This is a genomic window from Bdellovibrio sp. 22V (assembly GCF_030169785.1).
Lineage (GTDB): Bacteria > Bdellovibrionota > Bdellovibrionia > Bdellovibrionales > Bdellovibrionaceae > Bdellovibrio.
Window position 1 is genome coordinate 547,029 of sequence record NZ_CP125854.1, and the last position, 18,800, is coordinate 565,828.

15 protein-coding genes are annotated in these 18,800 nt (G+C 47.0%); 7 read left to right on the forward strand and 8 right to left on the reverse strand.

Translation table 11 applies throughout. The features are described from left to right. Position 1: 1 nt before the first annotated feature. Together QJS83_RS02730 and QJS83_RS02735 are read right to left on the reverse strand one after the other, a co-directional pair. Positions 2 to 865, reverse strand: a complete 864-nt coding sequence (locus QJS83_RS02730) for a pseudouridine synthase (RefSeq protein WP_284607532.1) — start codon at positions 863 to 865, stop codon at positions 2 to 4. Then, complete coding sequence (locus QJS83_RS02735) at positions 820 to 1,869, reverse strand: hypothetical protein (RefSeq protein WP_284607533.1); 1,050 nt, start codon at positions 1,867 to 1,869, stop codon at positions 820 to 822. The genes QJS83_RS02730 and QJS83_RS02735 overlap by 46 nt, the downstream gene beginning before the upstream one ends. 89 nt (positions 1,870 to 1,958) lie before the next feature. Here QJS83_RS02735 and QJS83_RS02740 point away from each other — a divergent pair, with 89 nt between their 5' ends. Beyond that, entirely contained in the window at positions 1,959 to 2,462 is a 504-nt protein-coding gene (locus QJS83_RS02740) for a hypothetical protein (protein ID WP_284607535.1), read from the forward strand. A gap of 67 nt (positions 2,463 to 2,529) precedes the next feature. On the opposite strand, the gene QJS83_RS02745 is transcribed toward QJS83_RS02740, so the two are convergent. Then, positions 2,530 to 4,338: a protein-disulfide reductase DsbD family protein gene (locus QJS83_RS02745; protein ID WP_284607536.1), complete on the reverse strand. Its 1,809-nt coding sequence runs from the start codon at positions 4,336 to 4,338 to the stop codon at positions 2,530 to 2,532. Positions 4,339 to 4,441: 103 nt separating this feature from the next. On the opposite strand from QJS83_RS02745, the gene motA reads away from it, so the two are divergent. Further along, positions 4,442 to 5,308 carry a flagellar motor stator protein MotA gene (gene motA, locus QJS83_RS02750; protein WP_284607537.1) on the forward strand — a complete coding sequence of 289 codons (867 nt, stop codon included), beginning with the start codon at positions 4,442 to 4,444 and terminating at the stop codon, positions 5,306 to 5,308. 59 nt (positions 5,309 to 5,367) lie between these two features. After that, positions 5,368 to 6,333, forward strand: a complete 966-nt coding sequence (locus tag QJS83_RS02755) for a flagellar motor protein MotB (RefSeq protein WP_284607538.1) — start codon at positions 5,368 to 5,370, stop codon at positions 6,331 to 6,333. Here the strand turns inward: QJS83_RS02755 and QJS83_RS02760 are convergent. Further along, complete coding sequence (locus QJS83_RS02760) at positions 6,305 to 6,988, reverse strand: TorF family putative porin (protein ID WP_284607539.1); 684 nt, start codon at positions 6,986 to 6,988, stop codon at positions 6,305 to 6,307. The two genes, QJS83_RS02755 and QJS83_RS02760, sit on opposite strands and share 29 nt — an antisense overlap. Positions 6,989 to 7,121: 133 nt before the next feature. Between QJS83_RS02760 and QJS83_RS02765 the strand changes: the two genes are divergently transcribed. Both QJS83_RS02765 and QJS83_RS02770 read left to right on the forward strand, forming a co-directional pair. Next, the gene (locus tag QJS83_RS02765) at positions 7,122 to 7,949 is read left to right on the forward strand and encodes an exonuclease domain-containing protein (protein ID WP_284607541.1); all 828 of its coding nucleotides are present in this window, start codon (positions 7,122 to 7,124) and stop codon (positions 7,947 to 7,949) included. Between the two features lie 170 nt (positions 7,950 to 8,119). Beyond that, positions 8,120 to 9,679, forward strand: coding sequence for a methyl-accepting chemotaxis protein (locus QJS83_RS02770; protein WP_284607543.1), 1,560 nt, complete (start codon positions 8,120 to 8,122; stop codon positions 9,677 to 9,679). Between the two features lie 40 nt (positions 9,680 to 9,719). On the opposite strand, the gene QJS83_RS02775 is transcribed toward QJS83_RS02770, so the two are convergent. After that, entirely contained in the window at positions 9,720 to 10,655 is a 936-nt protein-coding gene (locus QJS83_RS02775; RefSeq protein WP_284607544.1) for a signal peptidase II, read from the reverse strand. 126 nt (positions 10,656 to 10,781) lie between these two features. Between QJS83_RS02775 and dacB the strand changes: the two genes are divergently transcribed. Beyond that, on the forward strand, positions 10,782 to 12,218 hold the full coding sequence (dacB, locus tag QJS83_RS02780) for a D-alanyl-D-alanine carboxypeptidase/D-alanyl-D-alanine endopeptidase (protein ID WP_284607545.1): 1,437 nt from the start codon (positions 10,782 to 10,784) through the stop codon (positions 12,216 to 12,218). Between the two features lie 31 nt (positions 12,219 to 12,249). Then, the gene (locus tag QJS83_RS02785; RefSeq protein ID WP_284607547.1) at positions 12,250 to 13,434 is read left to right on the forward strand and encodes a lytic transglycosylase domain-containing protein; all 1,185 of its coding nucleotides are present in this window, start codon (positions 12,250 to 12,252) and stop codon (positions 13,432 to 13,434) included. A gap of 74 nt (positions 13,435 to 13,508) precedes the next feature. Here QJS83_RS02785 and QJS83_RS02790 read toward each other — a convergent pair whose 3' ends face one another. The 3 genes from QJS83_RS02790 to QJS83_RS02800 form a co-directional block, all read right to left on the reverse strand. Beyond that, positions 13,509 to 14,216 (reverse strand): TetR/AcrR family transcriptional regulator, encoded by a 708-nt coding sequence (locus tag QJS83_RS02790; protein ID WP_284607548.1) that lies wholly within the window; start codon positions 14,214 to 14,216, stop codon positions 13,509 to 13,511. A 144-nt stretch (positions 14,217 to 14,360) separates the two neighbouring features. After that, positions 14,361 to 14,810 carry a hypothetical protein gene (locus QJS83_RS02795; protein WP_284607549.1) on the reverse strand — a complete coding sequence of 150 codons (450 nt, stop codon included), beginning with the start codon at positions 14,808 to 14,810 and terminating at the stop codon, positions 14,361 to 14,363. A 140-nt stretch (positions 14,811 to 14,950) separates the two neighbouring features. After that, entirely contained in the window at positions 14,951 to 18,556 is a 3,606-nt protein-coding gene (locus tag QJS83_RS02800; protein ID WP_284607550.1) for a hemagglutinin, read from the reverse strand. Between the last annotated feature and the right edge of the window lie 244 nt (positions 18,557 to 18,800).

Below are 18,800 nucleotides of genomic sequence, written 5' to 3' on the forward strand. Positions count from 1 at the left end.
TTTATTTTTCTTTGCTCTTTTTAACTCTCAAGCGAGAGGCAGGTTTTGCGGTTTTTTTGAAAGAAGCCGCGCGGCCTTTGTAAGTGCGTTTTGTTTTCACTTCATCCGGATCGTCAGGAAGGAAAACACGCTCAATTGCAACGTCATTTAAGTAAACAAGCTCGCCTGGCTTCAACGCGCCCAAGCGCAAGCGGCCGACACCGACACGTTGAAGTTTCAAAACGTCAAAGCCCACTTTCGCGAACATCTGACGGATCTGACGATTCTTACCTTCCGTGATCACGATTTTGTACCAATCGTATTTGCCGGATTTGTTATCGCCTGCTTTTTTAATTTTCTCTAAGTGACGGGCAGAAACTTTACCGCCCACGATGGTCACGCCTTTTTTCAGCTTTTCAATGTGGTGAGGCAGAGGTTGGCCATCTAGCTTCACAAGATAAGTTTTTGTGACTTCCGCTTTCGGGTGCATAACCTTGTTGGCGAAATCACCGTCATTCGTCAAAAGAAGCATGCCTTCAGAGTCCCAGTCCAAACGGCCCACAGGGAAAACGCGAGTTGGAACACCTTCAAGATATTCTGCAATCGTTGGACGATCATGCGGATCTTCCATCGTTGTCAAAACACCTTTTGGCTTGTTGAACATGATGTAAAGTTTTTGAGTCAAAGGCTTGCGAAGAGGTTTACCTTCAACAAGAATGCGATCATTTTGCGGATCGACTTTGATACCCAACTCGTAAACGCGTTTGCCGTTCACTGTGACTTGGCCTTCTTCGATCATGCGATCTGCATGACGACGGGACGCCAAGCCGCTATCTGCGATTAATTTGTTAAGTCGAACTCTTTGAGTGGAGTTATTTTCAGACATTCTTCATCTGCCTCAGGTAATTGTTGAACTCGCAATATATCACCAGTGAGGTCAGAAGAGGAGAGATTCTTGCGGTTGAACTCAGCAATAGCATGGCGGAGGTCGCGCGCGAGCAAGGTCATGAGCTTGTCTCCCAAGAACACGTTGTCGACAGCGGTTTCCGCCTTACCCAAGATGATGGAAGACCATTTCAAGGCCTCAGAGTCACCCTGTTGGATAAGAGCGCAAGTTCGCTCAAGTTGGCTCACCAAATCCTGATAGTAAGGATCTGTGCGGCGGTCGACGAAGAACTGCTCTAAACGCTTAATAGGGAACAAAACGCGGGTCTGTTCAGCCAAAGGTTCGTTCTTCATTTCTTGTAATTTTTGGAAAACATAACCACGCAAAAGTGAACCCGTCACTTTATCGCCAAGAACGCGGAACTGCGCCGTGATGTAAGGAGCGACCTCAATTTTGTGCGTGTGATGCGAGCTTAACTCCAACTCCGGCGTATAATAAAGAACCAGATCCTTGCGGAGAGGCTCCAAAGCACCTTCGCGAATTGTGAACTTGCGATCGAAAGTGCGAACCTCAAGGCTCTTATCTTCGCGCAGAAGAATTGCCACCGCTCTTTTGTTCTGATCAGGAAGAATGCGGAACTTATCATTTTCGCCGCAGAGAGTCTTAACATATGAACTCACCGCGTCAACAAGATCGGAGAAATGCTCGATCTCGATCAGCTGCATATTTTGCGGAAAACGGATCGGACTGAGATCAAACTTCTGCTGGTAGAAGCTATTGAAATTCTCCAACAAAAACTGAACTTCATGACCGAGCTGCTGCTTGTTCGAAGCCCAGTGCGGATAGTCCATGCAGTAATTGAAAAACATCTCGATCAGCTCTGGCGTCAGAACGTCTTCAGGGTGAGGAAACCCTCTGAGGAAGTTGTAAAAAGACAAACGCGTCGGAGTATTTTGAGGATTAAGATCCGAGACGAATTTGAGAAGCTGGCCGACTTTAAGCATGGCCCTAAAGTATGAACATTTGAATTTTTAGTCCAGAGAAAATATGATGGAAAACGTAGAATTTTTTGAAGTCCCAGGAGGGGCAAAATATGCATAAAGAGTTGAATCCGGAATTGTTTGGCGAAAAGAAAGTCTCCAAATCTCCAAGCCTGGAAATGCCCGTCAATATGGGAACAGGCGGGAATAACTATTTGAACACAGATCGCCAAATTTTCGAATTGAAGGCGCAAAACCAAGCCTTGGCGGAACAGTTGAACAAGGTTGTCGCGACTGTGAACGAGCTGATCAAAACTTCCAACGTGAAGTTCGAAAAGCACAGCTCTCTTTTGAGCCGCCTCGAGCAAAGCCATAACGGCCTGGCTACAGAAGCCGGTCAAAAAATCACGCAACTAGCGCAAAGAGTGAACGAGCGCAAAAGCTTGGATCTTAAAGTTCAAGAGATGGTCGATCGCCACAACAATGTGATCAAAAGTTTTGAAGTCAGAATGAATCATCTGCAAAAACTTTTGGCTGAAAAAGAAGCGCAAATGATTTCCTGCCAAACAGCTTTGAACGAAGCCAAAATGGAAATCGCGCGGTTGAAACGCCTGTAAGCTTTCCCGTAAAAATAAAAAAAAAGCCGGTGATCCCAACCGGCTTTTTTATTTCTTGCATGTGCGGTTATTGTCCCGCTTTTTCCATTCTCTTCAAAAAGGCATCGGCTTTTTCGAATTGGGTGAGAGTCAGTGAATCAATCCACACACCGTGAGGATTGATAAAGATCACTGTGGGCAAGCCTTGAATGTTGTATTTCTTCTTCAAGGCTTTCAACTGCTCCGAGTCTTTCGTAGCATCGAATTTTAAAAGTACATAGTTCTGCGCCATGGCGCGCACGCGAGCGTCCGTGAATGTCTGTTCTTCCAGCTCATGACATGCGACGCACCAGTCGGCCCAGAAGTCGATAATCACGGGCTTTTGTTCTTTAGCCGCTTTTTCCAAAAGCTCTTCAGAATAAGGCTGCCAATTTATTTTTTGAATTTGGTTCAAGCTGTCGTTGGCCATGATACGTCCCTGAATGTAAGGACGAAGATCAAAGGCGGAGATCGCAATGTAACCAATTCCGACGATAAGAACGGCTTGCATCAGTCCTTTGCGAATACGCTTGAAAGGGCTGACTCCGGAACCGGTCGCAAGGAAGGCGCCATAGATGCTTGCCAGTGTGATCAAGCCCACACCTAGTGCAAGATCAAACCAGCGGTCGGGCAGGAGTAATTCCAAGTAATAATAAAAAGCGCTCAACATCAAAGTGCCAAGAACAAATTTAAATCCGTTCATCCACGGGCCGGAGCGTGGCAAGGCACGGCTCAACTCTGTGAATACACCCAAGGCGATAAAGATCAAACCCAATCCCAAGGCATAGACGAAGAGATATAAAAATCCCATCATCTTGTTCTGTGTTGAAGCCACGAAAGTCAAAATCGCAACAAGCACTGGTCCGACACAAGGACTTGCGACAATACCCGCAAACAATCCTGTTAGATAAGCGCCGCCAAGTCCTTGCTTTTGTTTTCCCGTACCCAAGCGGTTGCGGATAAACGCCGGAACTTGCAAATCGTAAAGACCGTACATGCTTAAGGCCATCGCCAAAAAGATCACGCAAATGACGGACAGAACGTATGGATTCCCCAGTGTTGCGCCGAAGACGCCTCCGGTGGAGGCCGCCAGCAAACCTAAAAGAGAATAAGTGGTCGCGATTCCCAAAACATAGAAGCAACTCGTGATGAAGTTTTGCAAACGTGTGCGCTCATTGGCGTGATTTCCTAAAACCGCAAGAGTGATCGGAATCATCGGGAAAATACAGGGCGTGAAGCTTGTGAAGATACCCGCGATGAAAACGAAGAACAAACCCGTCAACATGCTTGTGCCTAAGTATTTCTGAAAACCTCCAGCATCAAAGAACGGAGCTTTTTCCATGGGCTTGACTTCAGCCGCTTGCAATTGCGCTTCACCCTCAACGACCGTCACGGAAATAGGGACATCAATAATCTTTGTCGTTGGGAATAAGCAAAACTGGTCCGTGCAGGCTTGATAGACCAGTTCCAGTTTCATTTTGTCGTGACGTTTTAAAAAGCGGGAAGGCGCTTCGATATGCGCCGTCAGTGTCGCGGACCTCTCGACACCTTGCCGCTCGCGTTTGGAAAATTTATCGAACCATTTTTTGAGAGGTTCCACTTTGAACGGTGCGATTTGAAAACCATCCGGTTCAAGGATGATCACTTTGAATTGATCTTCGTAAGCGTGATAGCCCTCAGGCAGTTTCATTTTAATTTCAAGACTGCCGCCTTGGCCGGGACTCCATTCATAAGGAAGAACTTTCGTTTCTACTAATAAAGGATCTGTATTCTCAGGATCGGCGACTTGCGCCCACGACCTAGGACCAAAGCTGAAGAGAAGGGCCAGTACTAAAATGTGCTTCAGGCTGAAATTCATATCTTTCCTCTTAGTCTCACTCTCGACTATGGGCAAGTTTATTCGGCAGTGACTCAATATTAACACACTTCTCTCCGATAGAGAAACTGAGAGGTCATACCATATGGGATTTGTAGGTATCATAGTTGTATTCGTGATGGTGTTCGGCGGCTTCCTTTTAGCCGGTGGTCACATGTCCGTAATTATCAAAGCAGCTCCGCTGGAATTGATGATTATCGGGGGCGCGGCATTAGGTGCATACATCATTGCCAATCCGATGAAGATCATTAAAGCCGGTTTCAAACTCAGTATCAAAGCGATGACTGCGAAAGGACCGCAAAAGAAAGACTACGTCGAACTTTTGCAGATGATGTTTCAACTTTTTCAGGCTTTCAGAAAAGAAGGACCTCAAGGGATTGAAAAACATATTGAAGAACCGGATAAGAGCGACATCTTCAAAGCCTATCCCAGCTTCATGCACAATCACCACGCGGTTCACTTCTTGTGCGATACGATGAAGATCACTCTTTCTGCAGAGATGTCTCCTTACGACGTCGATGATCTTTTGGATGCCGATATTAAAGCGATTCACTCGGAAGAACACATGGCAGCTCATGCCGTGCAAACTGTGGCGGATGGTTTCCCGGGTTTGGGTATCGTCGCCGCCGTTTTGGGTATCGTAAAAACGATGGCTCACTTGACCGAAGGGGTTGAAAAGATTGGTGCCCTTGTTGCCAGCGCCCTTGTGGGAACGATGTTAGGGGTTTTCGGTGCCTACGGTTTGATTGGTCCGACAGCAACAAAGATGAATGCGGATATCGAAGCGGAAGGTCGTTACTTGTCTTGTATTAAAGCGGCGATGGTGGCTTTGCAAAGAGGCGCTCCGCCAATCGTGTGTGTCGAGTATGCGCGTCGGTCGATCATGCCGGAAGAGCGTCCTTCTTTCGATGAGATCGACAAGGCAACAAAAGAAATTAAGAAAGCGGCTTAATTCGGCGAGCGCCGAAGATGCGAAGCGGGCGCAAGCCCGCGGAACTGGACTGATAAAAAATGGCAGAGAAAAAACAGACAATCGTCATCAAAAAGATTATCGTCTCTGGCGGCGGTCACCACGGGGGATCCTGGAAGGTGGCCTTGGCCGACTTTATGACGGCGTTGATGGCCTTTTTCCTCGTGATGTGGCTTGTGGGTCAATCTGAAGAGACGAAGAAGGCCGTGTCTGATTATTTTTCGACGCCTTCAGTGATTGAATATAACTTCCAAAACTTCGGTGCGGAATTAACTCTGGAAAAACTTTTCTTGGATATCTTGAACGAACCATTGAAAGCCTTCCAAAGTTTTATGGAGCCCGTGGATAAAACTCCGAATCTTTTGGATATGGGATCTGCAAAAGTCGTAGCGGCTTATCTTGCGGATCAGATGAACGATGTGGCAAAGAACGTCGTTGTCACTCCGGAAGGTTATGACTTCGATATCCCTGATTACATGCTTTTTGAAAGAGGTTCCGCTCAACCGAATGCGAACTTCGTTAAAGTCATGGACAAAATCAAAGGCGTTACTTCCGGCTTGAAAGACGCGGACATTAAGATCACCTCTGGTCTTTTCGTACAAGCGGTTCCAGACGGCAGTGTGATGTCGGCGAATAAAGTGGCTTCGGAAAGATTTGATATCGTACGCAACAAGATCCTGGCGTCACTCGAGGGTAATACCACGACGATTTCCGGCGGCATCAACGTTAAAGAAAAGCGCGGTGAAATTGATCCGGCAAAGCTGATTGGTTTTATCCGCATTAAGATCGCGCAAAAAGAAATTACGTCAGACGGCAGAAAACCGCGCAAGCTCGAAACTTTGTTCGGGCCTTCTCGTGTGGATATGTCTGTGTATGATAACTTTGTGAATCAGATCAGCAACCGCAAAAAAGAAAAAGCGGCTGCAGGACAAGATTTGAAACAACAAGTGGATCAAGAGCTGAAAGAAGAAACGGGAATTACAACTCCGTCTTCGCAGACAGAATAAAGAAAAAATCTCCAGCGCCATGGAATTGCGAGCTTTCGCTGGTACCGGTGAGAGCTCCCTCAAAGAAAATCACACCCCATTTTGTTCCCAATCCGGTGCGAGCATCAAAATAAGGATTGATGGTGTCGACCTGCGGAGTGTTGTAACCGATCTCATTATTCCATTTCCAAGAACCAAAAACTGTCGTGAGAGCCCCAAAGGCAACGCGCGTAGAGCGTTCGTCCGTGGCTTCCCAGTTACTGAAACCCTCATACACAATGCGATAATCCCAGAAGTGAAGATGCAGACCTAAGATATTTCCGTTGTGCTCGCCACCGTTGTAGTACTGGCTTTCGCTGTAACTGATGACAGCGTGAGTGTTTGCAGTGAAGTTGACTTTGATGTCGGCGTTCAAACGCAGGTTGAAATGATCATCGCTATTATCGAAATTTGTATTCGATCCCCATACACCCAGGCGGAATTGCGGGCCGAAGTTAAACCAAAACGAGCCCTGCAAAGCCGGGGATTGGTCGCTTTGCGAGAGTCCATTTTCCACATAGTGGGAAAGAAGACTCACGTCTCCGGAAAGCGCAAAGGTGGGAGAGTGATTTCCATCGGCAGCGTAAGCACCTAAGGACGTCGCAAGAATAATTATAAAAGCAATGTATCTTCGCATAGATAGTTCGTCTCATTGTGACTTACTCAGGATTGAAAAACAAAGAATTCGAGGGAATTGTGATCCTGGAACTGGACCAAAAGCGAAGACCGATGTACTCTCTCGCCATCAACGCAAGGGTCGGACGGTATTAATGAACTTGGATCTTCCATTAAACGAGTACACATATGTCGCATTTGATACGGAAACGAGCGGAGCTTATCCGGTCGGTTTCGATATCGTCGAGTTGGGTGCCGTGAAGTGGTACAAGGGGCAAGAGATCGGGCGAATGCAGTTTCTGCTCAAACCCCGCGAGCTCATGAGCGATTTTATTATCGGCATTCATGGCATCACCAACGAAATGGTTCAGGACGCACCGACCATGGCGGATAAAATCCACGAGGTGCACGAGTTTATTAAAGGTTCTGTTGTGATGGCTCATCACGCGCCTTTCGATTTGGGATTTGTGACGTTGGATTTTGAAAAAGCGCTTTTGCCGTTGCCTGCCGAACCTGCTTTATGCACAAGTCTTCTTTCGCGCAAATGGATTCACGGTGTGGACAATCACAAACTGCAAACTTTGGTGAAGCACCTGCAGATTGACGGTGGGCAGGCACATCGTGCGTACGACGACGCGAAGTCGTGCTTGCATGTTGGCTTGGCGTGCTTTGAAAAAATGGGTGAGCAAACAACGCTCGCTCAGGCGATCAAAAGTCAGGGCAAAAACCTGTATTGGAAAGACTATGCTTTGATGATGTCAGCCAATACTCACATTAAAACTCTGATTGAAGCCGTTCAGAATAAAAAGCATGTGGATATGGTTTATCAAGGCGGCTCTGCCAAAGGAGAAGTTCGCCGTTTGACTCCGATTGGAATTGTCAGAAACCCGGACGGAGATTATTTGCAGGCTTTTTGTCACAAAGACCAAACCGCAAAACGTTATTACTTAAATCGTATTGGTGACGTTGCGGTCGTTTTTTAAATTCCGAAAAATCTATCGTCTTTTCGTGAAGAATCATTACACAAAAAATAATTTATAAATAGGACTTAAGTTACCTCGTTCTATTCCGAAAATGAGCAACAATTTAATTTTAATGCTGGAAGCCGCCTCCGGAGCGGCTTTTATGGATCGTTATTGCACATGGAGAAGAAATGAAAAAAAGAAGCCTGAACTTTAAGTTCATGTTGGTGTTGTCTATTTTAATTATTGGATCAATTGCAATCGCAGGAATCGGTTTGAGCCGCATGGAGCAAATCAATGCCGCTTTAAACACGATCGTACACGAAAGAAGTGCGCGTGTTTCTTTGGTTAAAGATATCAAAGCGCTGTTTTACCTGCAGATGATGAATGAAAGAAACTTCGTGCTGGAAGAAAATCCTCAAGCCATGGAGACCGTGGGCGCTTTAATGCAAAATCGTCATAACGAAATGTTGCAGAAAGTAGATAAGCTCTACGATATCTCCACTGAAAAAGGCAAAGAGGAGATGGCGCACTTCAAGGAAAACTATTTAGCTTGGTGGGCTTTAAGCAAAGAGATCCAGCAGTTGGCTCTTCATGGTGAAGATCAAAAAGCAATTCAGCTGAGCCATCAAAAAGGGACGGCTCTGCGCAAAACCGGCGAAGAAGTGATCAACTCGACAGTCGAGCGTAATGAACAGCGCATGGTCGAAGACGCGCAAAAGGCAGAGACTGATTATTCCCATGCTAAACTGCTGATGGTTCTCACCAGCGTTGTGGCAATTCTTTTAGGTGTTACGATTGGTGCCGTGGTTTTGGTGTCCCTCAGCCGCGCGATCAACAGCATCATTGAAAGTTTGTCGAGCTCGTCTCACCAGGTGTCTGGGGCATCCCAGCAAATTGCCACTTCGGCAGAGCAATTGTCTCAAGCAACGACGGAGCAGGCTTCTTCGCTTGAAGAAACCGTGGCCACGATTGAAGAACTTTCTTCGATGGTGCGGGTGAATGCGGATAATGCCAATCAAGCGGCGGCGCTTTCCAATTCAACAAGTGAAGTTGCCAGCCGGGGCGAAAATGAAATCCGTCATTTGGTTATGTCTATGAGTGAAATCTCAACAGACTCTAAAAAAATCGCGGATATCATCAACGTGATTGATGACATCGCTTTCCAGACAAATCTTTTGGCGTTGAATGCAGCGGTGGAGGCGGCTCGCGCCGGAGAACAAGGAAAAGGTTTTGCTGTCGTCGCGGAGGCCGTCCGGGCCTTGGCGCAACGAAGTGCCTCAGCCGCGAAAGATATCACGGGTCTTATTCACACCAGTGTTGAAAGAATTGAACGTGGCAGCGAGCAGGCCGAGCGCAGCGGAACTGTTTTAAGCGAGATCGTAACGTCAGTGAAAAAAGTGACAGCTTTGAACAATGAAATTGCAGCAGCCAGCACGGAACAATCCAACGGTATCGCGCAAATCAGCAAGGCCATGAATCAATTGGACCAAGTCACGCAAGTGAATGCGGCTTCTTCCGAAGAGGCAGCGGCGTCCGCAGAAGAACTCTCCGCCCAAGCTGAAAGCATGAGCCAAGTGATTTCAACATTGGTGGAAGTGATCAAAGGCGGCGGCGGATCTGTCGAAGTGAAAGCCCCCGTCGCAGCTTTCAAGACCGTGACAACGAAAAAAGCCGCTCCCGTCTTAGCGGCAACGCGCAAGTCTTCTACAAACAATGAAGATTTATTACCTTTGGAATCTGCAAGCTAAGAAAACAGTCGGGAAAAAGGTACCTGGTACCTTTTTCCCATTATTTGGAATCGTCTTCGCTGTATTCGATAACGTTGACGGTACGTTCTTTTTTGATTTGATTAAGGCGTTCGTTGATTTGTTCAGCGAGTTCTTCAAGATGTTTGAATTCATCGCCAGCGCGCAACTTCAACGGAGACGAAGTGCCTTCCAAAGATGTTTTCAAAAATCTTTCAAAGGCATAAAGCGGCCCCGCGATACGATGGGAAATCAGACGTCCGACCGCAAAGAGAATCGCGCAGAAAGCGACGCAAATAATAATGAAAGTAATAACGTACGGAACAAGAAACTTGTTCAGCAAAAAGGCGTTATTGCCCACAAGCTCCTGAATCGTCACACGCATATAGGTGTATGAGAACACCAAGCAGATCAGCGTCAGACTTAAACCCACAGCCATCAGAATAAAACAATATTTCAGCTGAAAGGGCATATTGACCCAATATTGCTTGCGCACGTTGTTTTCAGGCCACAACAACTCGCCCTCACGAATGATTGCGTAAACGATCAAGCCGTAACCCAACCACTGCAAAGCATCGGCGACGTTGAAAGCCGGACTGGAAAGGGAGGGAGTCCCGACAACGATAAAATCAACGACGTAACCCCAAATGATACGGTCCGTGACGTTCCCGATAATACCGCCGATCAAGATAGAAAGGCCCGAACGCAAAGTCAGTGACTTGATAGGCAGAAGATATTGAATCAACGCATAGGTGCAAAGAAGAAAAGCCCCGCCGGTCGATAAAGACACGATACGCAACACGGAAGGAAGATCTGAAAACAAACCGAGCATAGCGCCGTGATTGTGATGCAGGACGAAGTGGACCGGACCAAAAGACTTAAGCTGTGTAATTCCCGTCGCCCAGAGTTTGGTAACACGGTCGAGCAACCAAGTCGCCAACAGAGGAAGAATCACGATGAGCCATTCACGTTTTTTCATGCACTTCAGTCTAACAATTCACTCTGCTTCTTGCGAATAAAAACCGCTGCCATTACTATTGTCCAGAGCTGCTGTTTATTCGAGCACAACAGCGAGCCTGGACTCATCATCATCGGAGATTATCGAGTGAAATTTCTAGCACGATTCCTTCTGTTGTTCCTTTTTGTTTCAATGAGCGCTTATGCAGAGGAAAAACTCGCCGACGTTCAAACCATTCAAAAAGAATTTCAAGCATTGGCGAAAAAATACGGTGTTGATAATAAAGACCTCGGGATTTACGCAACCGTGGGTGAAGGCGAGGACATGAAAATCCTCCTGGACGTAAACGGAGCGAAGTTGATGGTGCCGGCCTCTATTTCAAAAATCGCGACAGCGTCGGCGGTCTTGGCGCATTTTCCTCCGGGCCATAAATTCAAAACACAGCTGCTTTCCAGCGGCGCTATTAAAAACGGCGTTCTCAAAGGAAATCTGTATCTGAAAGGCGGCGGCGATCCGTCTTTTGTTTCTGAAAACATGTGGTTTTTGGTCAACGCTTTCACGCGCAACAAAATCACCAAGATCGAAGGCGATATCATCGTGGATGATTCTCTTTTTGATAAAGTGCGCTACGACGTCAGCCGGCAGAAGGAACGCGTCGATCGCGCTTATGATGCTCCGGCCGGCGCGATGAGTTTTAACTGGAACTCCGTAAATATTTTTGTGCGCCCGAATGGCAAGGGCAATGGCGCAGATGTTTTTATTGATCCTGAAAACGAGTACATCCGTTTGGTCAACAAAGCGAAAACAGTCGGCGGAAGTGCTAACAATCTTCTCGCTGACAGACAAGACGATAAAAAATTTCCCGGCGACGTCATTCATGTCGGTGGCAGCATCGGCCAAGGGGTTAAAGAAGTCGTGGTCTTTAAGAACATCACGCAACCAGACCTTTGGGCAGGTTATAATCTGAAAGCGTTTTTAGCGCAAAGAGGAATTCAACTCACCGGCGGAGTCAAAAACGGTGTCACAGCAGAGAAGGCCGAGGTGCTTGCGGAATCAGAAAGCAAGCCGATCGAGCAGATGGTCGCCGACATGAATAAGTTTTCCAACAACTACGTCGCGGAAATGCTGACAAAGAATTTGGGAGCCGTGAAAAAAACAAAAGGTGCCAGTCTCGCCGACGGGATGTTGGTCCTCAATGAGCATATGCAAAGCTTGGGTCTTCCGGCGGATCAGTATCGATTGGAATCACCGTCTGGTTTGACACGTGAAAATAAACTGTCTTCTTTTGCGATGTGGAAAGTGTTGCAGCATTTGCGCGACGATTTCCGAGTCCAGCCCGAATTTCTCACATCCTTGCCCATCGCGGGAGTTGATGGCACGCTCAAAAAACGCATGAAGAACTCGCCCGCAGAGCGTTGGGTGCGTGCAAAAACGGGATTCCTCACAAACGTCGTGTCTCTTGCGGGATACGCGGGCTTGGAGGATGGACGTGTGATCACATTTTCATTTGTTTACAACGGTTCTACAGATGAAACAAAGATTCGCGCGTTTTTTGATAATTTGCTTATCTATCTTGTAAAATAAGCCGACGAGATCTAGAGAAAAAGGACGTTCAATGAAGAAACTAGGTGTCTCATTATTATACGCAGTACTTGCTATGGCTCCGGTTGCGGGAGCTCAAGAAGATATCGCCTCGCAAGTGGTGCCACAAGTTTTAGGAAGAAGCCCGGAAGAAAGCCGCCCATGGCGTTCTCCTAGCTTTGCCAATCAGCCTTCTGCTTTGGGTTATCACGAAGCAGCGTTTTCTATTCCTAAAGGCATGGAAAAGCAGGTTCAGTTCTGGGTGGATATTTATACTAAATATTCCACTGAGCATGGCGTGATCCATGACGCTGAAAACGTCGAAAAAGTTTATGAAGTCGTCGACCTTAAAGGTTTGAAAACGGAACGCGAAAAGCAAAAAAGAGTCGATGAAGTTAAAAAGGTCATCGCCGAGAAGCTTTCAAAAGAAGAAGCCGATCGTTTGCGTTTTCAATTAGGTCAAAAAGATCGTATGCAGGATGCGATCTTTTATTCAGGTCGCTATCTTGAAGACATGGAACAAATCTTCCGTGACGCGAAAGTGCCAGTAGAGTTGACTCGCCTGGCTTTCGTGGAAAGTTCTTTCAATATCATGGCGCGTTCTAAAGTCGGCGCGAGTGGTATCTGGCAAATCATGCCGTACACGGCAAGACCTTATAAAATGATTTCTCCGGTGGTTGATAAACGCAATCATCCGTTGGAAGCGACAAAACTGGCAGCGAAACTTTTGCGCAATAACTACAACATGCTCGAGTCTTGGCCTTTGGCGGTCACAGGTTACAACCACGGACCGACAGGTGTTATGAAGATGACGAAAAGTTACGAGACTCGCGAACTTAGTGAGCTTGTGCAAAACGTTCGTTCGCGCAAAAGCTTCGGATTTGCCTCCCGCAACTTCTATGCAAGTTTCTTGGCGGCATTGGAAGTAGAAAGAAATGCGAACAAATACTTTGGCGCAGTTTTGTGGTCAAAGCCTTTGAATGCGCAAGAGTTGAAACTTCCTGTATCCGTAAAATACAAAGAGATTGTAAGCTGGTTTGACGGCGACGATTCAAAAGCGCAGATCTTCAATCCGCATTTGACTTACAAAGCACGCAAAGGAATGCCGATCCCTGCAAAAACGGTGATCTCGGTTCCTAAAGATAAATACAACATCGCTTTGATTTCATTGGCGCGCCGTGATCGTACGGTGGCAATGGAAGATAAAAAGAGCCGATAAGACAGAATATATTTAAGAATAAAAAAAGGGAGGCGACAAGCCTCCCTTTTTTATTTACCACGGAGTTTTTTTCTTTAAATAAAATCACCCTTGTTTTGGCGAACGGCCCCAGCCGAGGTGGTCGGTGTTTCCAAAGCGTCCATATCAAGGTATTTAAAGAATAATTGAGTGATTTCTTGCACGACGGTGTTGTCATGGATGTAGTTCGGCTTATCAATCGACATTGTATTCACAAGACCGATGAAAGCATTTACTACAAGGTAAGAAACCTTATCCATATCGCGGCCTGGAAGCTGTGGCAGATTGTAGCGTACAACTTCTTGGTAAAAGCGAATGGAGTCTGAAATATAAGCGGCATCAGCGACGTAGTACTGGATCGTTGTCAGCTTTGCTCGAAGTTCAGAGTTACGGCGGATAGTGTCCACTGCCAACTCGATCATGGCTTTCACTCTTTCCGGAGGAGGAAGCGGTGAAATAGCGCGCATTCTTTCGCTGATGATGCGTTTATCTTCTTCAATAATGTTTTTTACGACAGCTTGAACAACGGACTCTTTGTTGCCAAAGAATTGATAAAGAGAACCGATACTAACGCCAGCCTCTTTAGCAATTTTATCAGTCGTGATGGCATAAAAGCCTTCAGAAATGAGCAAGCGAGAACAAGCATCCAAGATCGTTGCCACCGTTTGGCGAGAACGCTCTTGAGTCGGAGCTTTTACGATAATTTTTGTCTTTTTAGCTTTGTCTTTTTCTTCTGCAGACTGAGTCATGATTAAAAATTTCATCCCTTCTCAACGTACCAACTAATTGAAGGATTATGAGTCCTTGTGAGGACAGAATAGGCACCAATACAATTTTTAACAAGTCTGGTTTTTTGCAGAGATGTAATGTTTATTGCAACATGAACGATTATTTATATTTTGCTGGCCTTACTGGAGTTCATTCGTGCAATACACAGAAGCTCTTTGTGCATTCGGCGGATAACTCATGCTCTGAGCGATGCGTTTGCATTGCGAAGCCGTGATCGCTTTGTTGAAGCGACGCAGACATTCCCAACGCGCTTCATCACCTGTATCGGGAAATTCCATGGCTTTAGAAATCGCAAAGCACTCTTTTAAAGTCGGCTGCTGGCGAAGATCGTAAAGGCACAGCAAGCGTGCCTCTTCGGCGTTTGTTGAATACTCCATGGATTTCGCAACCTGCAGGCATTGGGCAGGACTTAATTGCGCTTTCTTTTGTTTAAGGCACTGCAGGCGCAGATCATCTCTTTGATCCATCGCCAAGCGGGTGGTCTTAGGAACCACGCAAAGACCCTTTGCTTGAGCAGAAAATGTAAAACCGGTCGTAAGAAGTAAAACCACCAACATCAGCTTGCGCATACGTGTTTCCCTATCGTCGGCACTTAAATGCAAAAGAAGGGCTTCCTCAAGCGCTTTTTAATTCATTCCCAGGTCATTGCCGCTGTTTAACTTTGATACAGAGGCCCAATTTCGGGGGAGGCATTAAACGACAAGATTTTTTAAGGAGGTGGTGCCGGCAATAGCGGTGTTGTCAGAATGCGTTTCTTATTGGTGTCCAAAAGAAGAAGCCCCAAGGGAGTGACGGCAAGGTTTATAGAGCGAGCTGTGGTACCTTCCTGAGGCAACAGCCAACCTTCTGTAGAAAGTTCTACAAAACCTTGCTGTGGATGAGCCGCCCAGACCTGAGCCGTTTGTCCCAAAGCGGTGTTGTTAGCGGCAGCAAAGTAACTCCACCCGGTGACGTTATCATGAACAGCATGAACCCAGCGAGCGACGTTGGGTTTACCTGCTAAAGTCAGAAAATTGATTTCATCATATATTTTCGGCGTGAGGGCTTCCGTAGTCACAGTGACTTTGCGCAAGCGCCAACCATCAAAGATCAAAAGATCGCCGTCGGCATTGGGTTGCATTCCATAAATGTCGCTGAGGTAAGCTCCCCACGCAGAGTTGCCATGATCGGTTGAAACATAATTAACGGGACCGGCTCCTCCGGCAACAGGCTTGATCTTTCCAGATAAGGAATCCGATTCAAAAATCCACAAATCAGATTCGTCCAGCAGCCCCGAAGAACCATAAAAATAAAGTTTCCCATTCGGAAGAAACGTCCCGATTTTACGAAGCGAACGTAAGTTTAAAGTCGTATTCGTTGTATTAAATTCCCCGACACTGGGTGAAGGAAAGCTTGTCGCCGTCGAGGTTGCTGTATAAAACGCCGGCCCCACGGGCATATTGTATTCGGTGGTGGCGGGACTCCAGGCCGAAATATTATAGGAGTTCCAAAGATTCGCGGGAACGCCTGCGATCTGCGAAAAAGCAGCAAGGCCTGTTTCAGAGACTGTCAGTGAAGCGTAAGCGGAACTGTTTCCCGCCGTAGGGTGATAGCCTGTAGAAATCGTATCAATCTTTGGGCCGCCGGGAGTTGCCGTATCAATATGCAGACGGCGAAGATGACGAGGGCCGCGAAGGTAAATATTTTTCGTGACAGAGTCATAACTGATACTCGAAATCGGCGTGAAGGCGGTCTTTGTCGGGTCACTTCCGTTACCATAAGTAAAAAACGGCACGCCGGCGACGAAGGAGCTGGTGAAGACACCGCCGTCATCGACGACCTTGTAAAGCTCATTGGTCGTCACGGAAAAAGCATAAATGAAATCTTTAGCTGCCCCTAACGAATAGTGGCTTGGCATGTTCTTGTAGTGTTTGTTCAAAGCAAAACTCGTGGACCACGTCTCTGTCGTCAAATCGAAGAACGCCAGATTGCTGCCTTCGTATTGGGCGCGCATGCAATAGATTTTATTCGCCTGCGAAGAAAGCTGCAGGCAACGCGTATAAAATGAACCCCAGGTGCCTGTCGTCATACTGTCTTGCGCGATTTTGTATTTGCCGTAAGAGCCTTGGCGTTGAAACTCGATGGTCTTGCCATTGATCTGAATCCAGAACTTATTCAGATCCGGTCTTAGCAACGTCATATATAGATCACTCGTAGGACAAGGAATCGGCGAAACATCGGCCATCGTATCGATTGTCCCCAAAGTTCCGCAGGCTCCCGGCGTTCCGAAAACTTTCACAGGGTTCTTGTCGGCAGAGTTAAGATCTACCATCCAAAAAGCTTCATTCGAAAAATACAGAATGTGATCCGTTTTGACATAGCGAAGTGCCGGCTGTTGTTGTTTGTTAAGTACAGCACTGTCGTATTTGATCGTCGGAAGCTGTTTGCTCCACAAAATCGCTTTGTCAGAAATACGGACGCGGGCCATAGCCGAGCAGTCGAAACTAAAAAGCAGCATTTCATCAGCGTTATTGATGTCAAGAATGATAGGATTGATAAATTTCGCCTGAGCCGGGTTGCAAGAGGGATTATAGGTGTCGCCGATCCACGGTGAAATCAGACCGGTTTCTTGATTGACCGTCATGATGCCGTGAAACTTGGTGAAGTACATTTTGTTCTGCGAGTCTGCAAAAAAACCAAATGTCCCGCTTGCATTCGCAGTCAGGTCCGCTGCATTGATATGAATGCCTTCGTTCAAATTGCCAGGCTCGCCAATCAGGACTTTCCATTGCGAGTTGATGGCCTCGGAAATGGCGCTGGTTAAGACACCGGCCTCTGAACTACAAGATACAAGAATCTTCATAGGCTTCGTCGGCGACAGTGTTTGGCCCGATGGAGTTTGTGCCGGAAGCACCCAGCTGTAATCGCCGGTTGTCGCGCTCACATTGTTGGGACGATTTTCCGCAATGGTGTGGTAGGTGATGCCATCATCAACAGTGTAACGAATGGCCTTGATCGGATTTGCCGCTAAAGGAATCGGGCCTGCTCCAGGACTGCAAGACCAGGCGATCGTCATCGTATCGCCGGGAGCATGAACCGCACCAGCTACCGGTGACGTTAGAAACACTACGGGAGGATTTCCCAGATCAAGTGTGACCGTATCGGAAAGAATGTTGCTCACGGTCCCTGCGGCATTGCGAACTTGTGCATAAATTGTTTTTAGGCCCGCTGGATTCTTCAAAGTGACTGTGCCCGCAGAAGAAAAAGGCACCCACGTGGTGTCAGAGAAATCCGCCATCTCAGAAAAACGCATGCTGGTTATGGCGGAATACGAAGGGGTCGCTACGATTTGAGTTGTCGTGTAAGCAAAGCCAATTGTCGGTGCACCGTTAGCGATTGAAAAAGACGTCAAAACCGGAGCGCCCGCATCCACAATCCAGTGATAAGTAATCGGCGTGCTGTTGTTCCCGGCGGTGTCACTCGCATACAGCGTGAAGCTGTGAGCTCCTTGTGACAGAGAGGAAAATGAAACGCCGCTAGTGCAAGAAGTTCTAATTCCACCATCGAGCTGGCATTCATAACCCGCAAAGACGCCACCGCCTGTTTCCGTGTGAGTAAAATTAAATACCGCGGACGCACTTGTAGTTGCCGCCGCAGGTTTGGCTGTCAGTTGCAAAGTCGGAGGCGTCAGATCGACGACCCACGTGTGGCTATGTTCTGCAGAAACATTGCCGGCAGCATCGGTCGCGCGAATTTTATAAGTGTGTGTTCCCTCCGTGAGCCCCACGAGGGGAACTGAAGAAGCACAAGGTACAAATGAAGCTGTTGGTGAGGAGGAGCTCGTGTGTTGGCATTGATAATCGCTCAAAGGCGACAGCGTGTCCGTCGCGGCAAATTGGAAGGTCGCCGTGATATCGTTGTTGAGAGCATCCGGAACCTGAGTCACAGTCAGAGTAGGGGCATCGGTATCCACAGTCCATTTTACGGAAGATTCGCTGGATTTCTTTGAAGTTTCTTCGATGACGAGAACTTTGAAAGCGTGCGGCCCGGATGCCAGGTTGGTGAAAGCTTCAGGACTTGTGCAATCACGCCATTGCTCTTCATCCAAGGAGCATTTGTAACTGACGGGAGTTCGCGATTCTACCGCGAATTTAAAAATGGCATCGGTCTGATTAGTATAAGGAAAGGGCTTTGCCGTAAAAAGAGTCTCAGAAGGTCCGATGTCTTCAACGTTAAGATTCAACGAGCAAGCGGAAAGAACGAAGCTGGACACGACAGCAAAAAGATGTGCCAGAAGATGAACTTTAGAAATGCGTAACGTACTTGTTCTAAACATCACTCTTGGTATCGGTTTACCCGAGGGAAAATTGAATTATTCCGAAGTAATCGCATCTGCTTACTCTGTTCCATCACAAATACGTCACGAATCCATTTATCAATATCTAATAAGAGTGAAAGCGTCGTTTCATTCCATCCACGGAACAGGACCGTAAATCAAAATACAGCGAAGATGGAATTTGCCGGAGCAAAAACAAGGGAGTCGCGTTGAGCCTTCCCCGCCCTCGGCCTATGATTTCAGT

Coding starts and splice junctions, on each gene's coding strand:
- QJS83_RS02730 (WP_284607532.1), bottom strand. CDS start 865: ATGTCTGAAAATAACTCCACTCAAAGAGTTCGACTTAACAAATTAATC.
- QJS83_RS02735 (WP_284607533.1), bottom strand. CDS start 1,869: ATGCTTAAAGTCGGCCAGCTTCTCAAATTCGTCTCGGATCTTAATCCT.
- QJS83_RS02740 (WP_284607535.1), top strand. CDS start 1,959: ATGCATAAAGAGTTGAATCCGGAATTGTTTGGCGAAAAGAAAGTCTCC.
- QJS83_RS02745 (WP_284607536.1), bottom strand. CDS start 4,338: ATGAATTTCAGCCTGAAGCACATTTTAGTACTGGCCCTTCTCTTCAGC.
- motA (WP_284607537.1), top strand. CDS start 4,442: ATGGGATTTGTAGGTATCATAGTTGTATTCGTGATGGTGTTCGGCGGC.
- QJS83_RS02755 (WP_284607538.1), top strand. CDS start 5,368: ATGGCAGAGAAAAAACAGACAATCGTCATCAAAAAGATTATCGTCTCT.
- QJS83_RS02760 (WP_284607539.1), bottom strand. CDS start 6,988: ATGCGAAGATACATTGCTTTTATAATTATTCTTGCGACGTCCTTAGGT.
- QJS83_RS02765 (WP_284607541.1), top strand. CDS start 7,122: ATGAACTTGGATCTTCCATTAAACGAGTACACATATGTCGCATTTGAT.
- QJS83_RS02770 (WP_284607543.1), top strand. CDS start 8,120: ATGAAAAAAAGAAGCCTGAACTTTAAGTTCATGTTGGTGTTGTCTATT.
- QJS83_RS02775 (WP_284607544.1), bottom strand. CDS start 10,655: ATGAAAAAACGTGAATGGCTCATCGTGATTCTTCCTCTGTTGGCGACT.
- QJS83_RS02785 (WP_284607547.1), top strand. CDS start 12,250: ATGAAGAAACTAGGTGTCTCATTATTATACGCAGTACTTGCTATGGCT.
- QJS83_RS02790 (WP_284607548.1), bottom strand. CDS start 14,216: ATGAAATTTTTAATCATGACTCAGTCTGCAGAAGAAAAAGACAAAGCT.
- QJS83_RS02795 (WP_284607549.1), bottom strand. CDS start 14,810: ATGCGCAAGCTGATGTTGGTGGTTTTACTTCTTACGACCGGTTTTACA.
- QJS83_RS02800 (WP_284607550.1), bottom strand. CDS start 18,556: ATGTTTAGAACAAGTACGTTACGCATTTCTAAAGTTCATCTTCTGGCA.